Source organism: Bradyrhizobium sp. STM 3843 (assembly GCF_000239815.1).
Classification (GTDB): Bacteria; Pseudomonadota; Alphaproteobacteria; order Rhizobiales; family Xanthobacteraceae; genus Bradyrhizobium.
Genome location: NZ_CAFK01000094.1, coordinates 21449 through 27448, shown reverse-complemented (window position 1 = coordinate 27448; position 6000 = coordinate 21449). Strand labels below are relative to the sequence as shown.

Annotated in this window: 4 protein-coding genes; 2 read left to right on the top strand and 2 right to left on the bottom strand. The window is 60.5% G+C overall.

The genetic code is table 11. The annotated features are described in order from the left end of the window. Positions 1–937: metallophosphoesterase (locus BRAS3843_RS12880; protein ID WP_035981592.1), on the top strand; the 937-nt coding region annotated here is incomplete at its 5' end. An 819-nt stretch (positions 938–1756) separates the two neighbouring features. Here the strand turns inward: BRAS3843_RS12880 and BRAS3843_RS12875 are convergent. Next, positions 1757–2377 carry a response regulator gene (locus BRAS3843_RS12875; protein WP_008969336.1) on the bottom strand — a complete coding sequence of 207 codons (621 nt, stop codon included), beginning with the start codon at positions 2375–2377 and terminating at the stop codon, positions 1757–1759. A gap of 242 nt (positions 2378–2619) precedes the next feature. Here BRAS3843_RS12875 and BRAS3843_RS12870 point away from each other — a divergent pair, with 242 nt between their 5' ends. Further along, positions 2620–2997: a response regulator gene (locus tag BRAS3843_RS12870; protein WP_244425274.1), complete on the top strand. Its 378-nt coding sequence runs from the start codon at positions 2620–2622 to the stop codon at positions 2995–2997. Here BRAS3843_RS12870 and BRAS3843_RS38870 read toward each other — a convergent pair. After that, complete coding sequence (locus BRAS3843_RS38870) at positions 2992–5646, bottom strand: PAS domain S-box protein (RefSeq protein WP_008969334.1); 2655 nt, start codon at positions 5644–5646, stop codon at positions 2992–2994. The genes BRAS3843_RS12870 and BRAS3843_RS38870 overlap by 6 nt on opposite strands. Between the last annotated feature and the right edge of the window lie 354 nt (positions 5647–6000).

Genomic DNA, 6000 nt, shown 5'->3' with positions numbered 1-6000 from the left:
CTTCGAAGGGAAGGCCATCGTCATGACGTCACCGCTCGCATCACGCATCGTGCAGATTTCCGATACCCATCTGAGCCGTCGTCGTCCGTTCTTCCATCACAATTGGGAGTTGCTCGTCGACCTTCTGGCCGCGGAGGAATACGACCTCATCGTCTGCTCCGGCGACATGACGACCGACGGCTCCGATTTTGAAGACGAGCTCGCTTTCGCCGCAGAGCAATTCCGCCGGATCAAGCGAGAGGTCCTCTTCGTCCCAGGCAACCACGACATCGGAAACAGCCTGCCTGACGTCAGGGGCGGGGAGAGTGTCATCACGGCCGAGCGGCGCGAGGCCTTTATCCGCCATTTCGGCGCGGATTTCTGGGTGCGGGAGTTCGGAACGTCGTTGCGCCTTCTGGGGCTGAACTCGATGCTGTTCGGCAGCGGTCTGCCCGCCGAAGCCGAGCAGAACGAGATGATTCGAGCTGCAGCCAGCGCGAGGGACGGGCGGCGCCTCATGATCTTCCAGCACAAGCCGCTCTATCTCGCGAGCGCCACGGACGACAAGCCGACGCAAGGCTCGCTATATCCCGAGCATCGCAACCGGCTGCGCCAGATGTTGTCGACGGCCGGGGAGGTGACGATCTGCTCGGGACATATCCACGACTACAAGACCGATGTCTGGGACAACCTGCAGCAAATCTGGGCGCCGTCCACCGCTTTCGTGATCGATACATCGGGCCTGCTTTACCCGCGATATGGTGTCCGACGCGTAGGCTATCTGCGTCACGTCCTTGAGGGCGGTCGACTTGGCCAGGAATTCGTCGAACCCGATTGCTTCATCGGCATGGACCTCGGGAACTGGATGCGCGCGCCCGGCGGCTTCCACGCCCGCTACGCCAAGGAACCGCTGCGCGGCCTCGTACTCGAAGAGCGCGCCGCTTGCTGGACTGAATAGCGTCAAGGGATCCGGGAAGGACCGATTCCGTCGTGGGCAAAATCGGACGGAATTATTCGTCTAACTATGTTCAGGCGCAGGTTTGGAGAAGATATCGCAGGTTTGGTTCGTGTGGGGAAAGCGGTAGCGCTCCAGCAACCCGAACCCCCGACGTTCTTGGAGTTTGTTCGAGGGGCTGCGAGCGAGCCGTTGGGACGCTCACGCTGCCCGTGTGCGAGAACACCCAATGTCGGTCATGTTCGCAGCGCGTCCTGAAGCGCTCGACGCATTTTTGGGAGCAGATTGCCGTCCCGCAGGAATAGTACCGGACGAGCCCGAATCGTCGGCCGCAGAACCTGCACGACTGGATAGCACCACGGCGATCGGAGCCTCGCATTGTATTGTCCATTTTGTCTCTCCTTTGGACGTCAAGCTGCGGGCGTTTTCGTCACGCGCTTTTCACTGGTCGGCTGCGTCGCAGAGCACGTCAATTCCGTCTCTGCCCAGTGCCTCGGTGCTGATAAAAAAGCTGTGCCCGCTCAAAGATGAATCAGCACGGGGCGCTCATCGTTCGCAACCGGTCCTCCGACGATCCCCGGAACCATCATCCCCAGATCACTCGGTTCAACCGCGATGCAAACTTTGCAACTTTATCCGCAGCAGTCGATTGCGCCCGGGTGCAGCGCAGCTGGCCGGTGGTTGAGGGGCGTAAGCGAAGGTTTAGGGCGTAAAGCCGATCAAGCGCGTGCACTGCCGAAGGAGATCAGAAACATAAGCGGAAGGCTTAATCGGGCGGGCAGATGCAGAGCGGAAACGGTCTGGCCCCACGGCGGTCGCTGATCAATTTCCGATCTTGAGTAAATCCGCCATACGGCTCAATTCCGGAAGCGAACGGGCCTTCATCTTGCGCATCAGGTTGCTTCGGTGAACTTTCACCGTCGACTCGGTGATGCCGATATCATTCGCGATCTGCTTGTTGAGACGGCCGGCCGTAGCCTGGATCATGATCTCTCGCTCCCGGTCACTGAGCTTCTCGAACCGGTCCCTGATCTCATGGAGCGCCTTCTCACTCTCGCGACGGGCGCGGTCGCGCTCGAGGCCGGTCGCGACCGCATCGAGAAGATCCTGATCACGAAACGGCTTGGTCAGGAACTCGATGGCGCCTTCCTTCATTGCCCGCACCGTCATCGGGATGTCGCCATGCGCAGTGATGAAGACGATGGGAAAATTCCTGTGGGCCGCCGCAAGTTCTCGCTGAAGATCGAACCCGCTTGGTCCCGGCATTCTCACGTCGACAACGAGGCAGGTCGGCCCCTCGGGCTCGAGATTAGCGCTGAAAAAATCGGGTACAGACGAAAATTGACGAGCATTCAAGCCGACGGTCCGCAACAATCGGCCGACCGAGTCGCGAAACTCGGCATCGTCGTCAATGATCAGGACACTGGGGCTTGTGTCCGGCATTCGCGGTACCCCAATCTGGAGAAAAGGTGTTACCTCTGCGTGCCAACAGGAGCCTAGTCGTATTCCATCGGGAAGAACAGCCCCATTCTGACCTGGTACGAAGGTTCGTTCGGCTAAGCCATGGCTTAGCAGCGTCACCATTGCTTTGTGGCAAAGCCCGGCAGAGACTTCCGGTTGCGCGCAAGGGCGCTGGCAGGGGCCCGGCGCGCGATGCGCTGGAAACTGCAATGCCGAGACCTGGATTGATCTCGATCGTCGACGATGACCAGCCCTTTCGCGAATCCATGCGAAAGCTCGTCGGGCTGCTGGGCTACTCCGTCGAGGCGTTTCCGTCGGCTGCGAGCTTCCTGGCCTCAACCGTTCTCGCCAAAACGGCCTGCCTGGTCACCGATGTCAATATGCCTGACATGACCGGCGCTGAGCTCCATGCGCATCTGACCAATACCGGCTGCAGGATTCCGACTATTCTGGTGACCGCGTACCCGGATGAAGTCGCAAGAACCCGCGCGCTCGCGAGCGGCGTGATCTGCTACCTCTGTAAGCCCGTGGACGACGATCAGCTAGAACGCTGTTTGCGTTCGGCACTCAATTCCGAGCAGCCGTCCGAGGACTATTCATGAGCCGGCTTCGGCCGCCGGCAAAGTCAGCCGGAACACGGCGCCACGAGGGTGATTGGCCTCTGCCCAAAGTCGGCCGCCATGCGCATCGACGATCGATCTGCAGATCGACAATCCCATTCCGATGCCGCTGGGCTTTGTGGTGTAGAACGCTTTGAAGATGTCCTGAAGTTGTTCCTGAGCAAGCCCTGGTCCGGAGTCACGCACCTCGACCAACAGACCGTCCGGCTCGCTCCAGTCGGTACTGATTGACAACTGGCGTGATCCCTCCATTGAACTCATTGCCTCAGCCGCGTTCAGAAGAAGGTTGAGGATGACCTGTTGCACTTGGACGCGGTCACCCCAAAGGGCGGGCATCGGGTCCCTGAAGCTGGTCTGGACAGACACATGGTTCATGTCCACCACGTTTCGGGCCATCACGATCACCTCCGTGATGGCGTCATTGATCTCAAAGCGCTCCTTTCGAGGGGGCTTCTTTCGGATATGATCACGAATTCGCGCGACGATGTCTTTGGCCCTGTCGGCATCTCGGACAACACAGGCGAGTGCGTCCATCACTTCGGGGAGATCGGGCGGGTTCATGGCCAGGAAGCGCATTCCTGCACGAGCGTTATTGCGTGCGGTGGCGATCGGATGCAGGATTTCGTGGGCAAGCGAGGCCGTCAACTCTCCCATGATGCTCAGCCGATTGAGGTGCGCGAGATCGGCCTCCAACTCCCGCAGTCGCTGATGCTCCGCTTGTGCCCGTTTTCGCTCGGTCACATCGAGCGTGGTTCCGACAACTTCGACGAGATCTCCGGCAGCGGTATAAGAAGGGTGACCGATCGTTCGAAGGTGCTTGAGCGTGCCATCCGGAAGAACGATTCGGTACTCCATCGCAAAGTCGTGCTTTTCGCGCAATGCATTCTGGAGCTCTTGGCGGGCGTTGTCGCGATCGTCCGGATGCACTCTCTGCCACCAGGCGTCTCGGCTGGGAATTTCGTCTTCCGGATCGAATCCCCAGATCCTGTAGAGCTGTTCCGACCAATACAGCGAGCGTTCTTTGTTGAAGGCGAAAGCGCCGCTGTTGCTGAGCCTTTGCGCTTCGGCCAGATAGGCTTGGCTGCGTCGGAGAGCTTCCTCCGCTTTTTTTTGCTCCGTGATGTGACGCCCGACACCGCGGTAACCGACAAAACGTCCAGCTTCATCGAACACCGGCAGCCCGGACACGGACACGAAGCGTTTACCGCCGTCAGGTGTAGGACGAGCGAGCACGAAATCTCGAAAGGGCAGGTGAGCATCAAGCGTCTCGCGATGCTTGCGCCAAGCCTCCGCGTCAGGTTCGACGTAAGGAATTTCCCAGCGCGTCTTGCCGATCTCGGAGCCGGGGGCAGGGGCGTCCGTGAGCCTTTCGGCGAACTCCTGGCGGGTGAACCGATGCTGCGCGTCGCTTTCCCAATAGACATCGAACGAGAACTGAACGAGCGTACGAAACCGTTCTTCGCTAATGCGTAAGGCCTGCTCCGCGTGCTTGCGCTCCGTGATATCGCGCGCCACGCAGGAAAACCGATGTCCGCTCTCTTCAAAATGGCCGACGCGCGCCTCCACCGGGAAGGTGCTGCCGTCCTTGCGCCGATACCGCGTCTCGAAAGTGACGGCTTCTCCGGCGACGACGCGGCCTTTGAGGCTCTCGATGGATGGCTCATCCAGCGCAACATCGAAGTCCCGCCGATGCATCCCGATCAGTTCTTGCCTTGTATAGCCAAGGTCTGCGCAGGCCTGGCGGTTCGCATCGATCACGAGCGACTGATCGTCAAGCAGGAAGAAGGCGTCGGTTGCGTGATCCACGAAGGTGCGGAAGCGCATCTCGCTCGCGCGGAGATCCTGCTTGGCCTGCCTCAGCTCGGTAATATCCTGCATCACGCCAAATTGGCGGAGCGGGCGTCCCAAATCGTCCCAGCTGACGTCGCCCTGGCTGTGCACCAGGCGGAGCGAGCCGTCCGGACGAATGATCCGATATTCTATGTCGTAGCGCGGGCCCCCAGGTGCGCGCGCCGCTGCTGCGGCCTCCGCTGCTCGCGAGCGGTCTTCGGGGTGGATCAGTTCCAGCCAGCGTCCATGCCATCCCGGCAGATCGACCCGTTCCACGCCGAAGATTCGGCAGGTCTCGTCCGAAAGTGAGACGCGGCGGGTCGCGAAGTCGCGCTCCCACCATCCGACATGTGCAATATGCTCGGCCTGGGCCAGATAAATCTCGCTTCGCCGCAAGGATTGCTGCGCTGCTTCGAGATCGGCGCGCTGCTCCGCCTGACGCAGGGCGCGCTGGGTCGCCGGCACCAAGCGCGAAAGTCGCGTCTTCAGAACATAATCCGTTGCCCCCCGTTTGAGCGCTTCGACTGCCGCGTCTTCACCGATGCTGCCAGAGACGAAGATGAACGGCACGTCGGGAGACCGGGCCAGCGCAAGCTCGAGCGCGGACAGCCCATCGAACGACGGCAAACTGTAATCGGCAAGGATCAGGTCGAAGCGAGTCCCGCCCAGAGCTGCGGCGAATTCTTCCCGCGTTCGAGCATGGGTAAGTTCAAAGGCAAATTGAGGGGTGAGAAGCTCCTGGATGAGCTTCGCATCGCCGGTATCGCTTTCAAGAAGCAGAATGTGAAGCGGCGACGTCACCGGTTCGACTGCAAGAAATTAGATCCCAAGGCGCCATAGTATGTCCTGGAACGCTGGATGTCACTCGCGGATCCAAGCCCAGAGCAGCAGAACTATAGCAACACGGTCCCGCCTGTCGGAGATAGTTCGAGAGATCGCCGATGTGCGGACGCTCTGAAAGGAGCCTGAGCGTCTGAGACCCCGTAGTTCTACCGGGTCTCGAGGAGGTGCGCGTGCCCGAAGCTCGCACTCCGTCGTGCGCATCGCGTTCCGGGCCTGTTGCAAATTGTCCGCGGCTAGCCGGCACAGCCCCGCCCGGTCGACAGCGTGAGCGCGGGTCCGAGGCAGATCGGCAGCGGGGTCAGACGATCTTCG